Consider the following 1,484-nt stretch of genomic DNA (forward strand, 5'->3'; position numbering starts at 1 on the left):
CCCGCGGGTGCACGGGGTGCTGTGGGACTGGCACCGCTGGCACCGTCGCCCCGAAGGATGGGCCTGGCTGGAAGAGCGCCTGCTCAGCACCCGCCGCACGACAGGCGGCAACGACTGATCAGGGACCGGGACAGTTGACCGGTCGCTGCGGCGTGCCTTCTGCTCCTCTCACTCCTCGGGCACGGGCGGACGGCCGTGATGGCGTGGTGGGTGCGCGCGGAACAGGACGATCTGCGTAGCCGTAGGCGGGATCGCTCCAGCCGGGCACACGTTTGATCAGGCGCTCACTGTATGGGCGTCGACGCGGACCATAAAGGCTGTCCGCGATCCGGCTCAGTCCCACCGCCGCGCTGTGACCGGTTGGGCGAGGCCACCGGGCATCAGTGCTCTGCTTGCCGGATGGCGTGTTACGGCTTGCGGGCAACACCGCCGTAGATGCTGACCCGCGCTTCGGTCAGCTCCTCGACGGCGCTGCCGTCGGCCCGCCAGCGGTGAACGGCCTGAACCCCGGGGTCGACCAGCTCCAACCCGTCGAAGAAACGTTCGACTTCGGATCGGCTGCGGGGCTGCACCGAAATCCCCTTCTGCCGGTAGGCTTCCGCCGCCCGTTCCGCGTCCGGATCATAATCTCCGGTGCCGTGGGTGAGGACAAGGTAGCTACCCGACGGCAACGCGTCGAGGAGCCGACGCACGATCCCGTAGGGATCATCCGCGTCGGGGATGAAATGGAAGATCGCGACGACGGACAGGGCGATCGGCCGAGTGAGGTCAAGGGTGCTGTGTAGCTGCGGGGCAGCGAGGATCCCGTCAGGGTCGCGCAGGTCGGCGTCGAGGTAGGCGGTGCGCCCCTGCGGGGTGCTGGTCAGCAACGCGCGGGCGTGGGTGAGCACGATCGGGTCGTTGTCCACGTAAACCACCCGGGTGTCGGGGGCGAGGCCCTGGGCGATCTCGTGCAGGTTCGGGCTGGTGGGGATGCCGGTACCGATGTCGAGGAACTGGCGGATCCCGACCTCTCCGGCCAGGAACCGGGTCGCCCGTGTCATGAACGCCCGGTTCTCCCGGGCCGTGACGCGGGCATTGGGGAACGCTGCGATGACCTGCTCGGCGGCCTCCCGGTCGGCCGGGAAGTTGTCCTTCCCGCCCAGGTAGTAGTCATACATCCGGGCCGTATGAGGAAGATCCATCCGCAGGTTCACCGGCTCCCGGTCCCCCGTAGTCGCTACCCACGCCGGGTCCCGTGTTTCCGTCACCGCTCCTCCATCCCCTTGCCACTCGGATGATGCCACTCGGATGATGCCACTCGGATGATGCCACTCGGATGATGCCACTCGGATGCCACTGACGAGCACCCTAACGGCACGGGCAGGCACCATCCACACAGGGCTGCGCGAAGGTCGCGTGGTGTGACGGCCTGTTGCGTTAAGTGGCTATGAATTGGAGTGTCCGGCGGCGGTCTCCGGCGATGTGTTCGAGGGTTTCCTTGG

1 protein-coding gene is annotated in these 1,484 nt (G+C 67.5%); it reads right to left on the reverse strand.

The window, feature by feature from the left end; all coding sequences use genetic code 11:
- Positions 1–407: 407 nt before the first annotated feature.
- The gene (locus AC08ON_RS16260) at positions 408–1,250 is read right to left on the reverse strand and encodes an SAM-dependent methyltransferase (protein ID WP_476608358.1); all 843 of its coding nucleotides are present in this window, start codon (positions 1,248–1,250) and stop codon (positions 408–410) included.
- Between the last annotated feature and the right edge of the window lie 234 nt (positions 1,251–1,484).

The sequence above is a fragment of the Frankia sp. CoWAU3 genome (assembly GCF_977971855.1).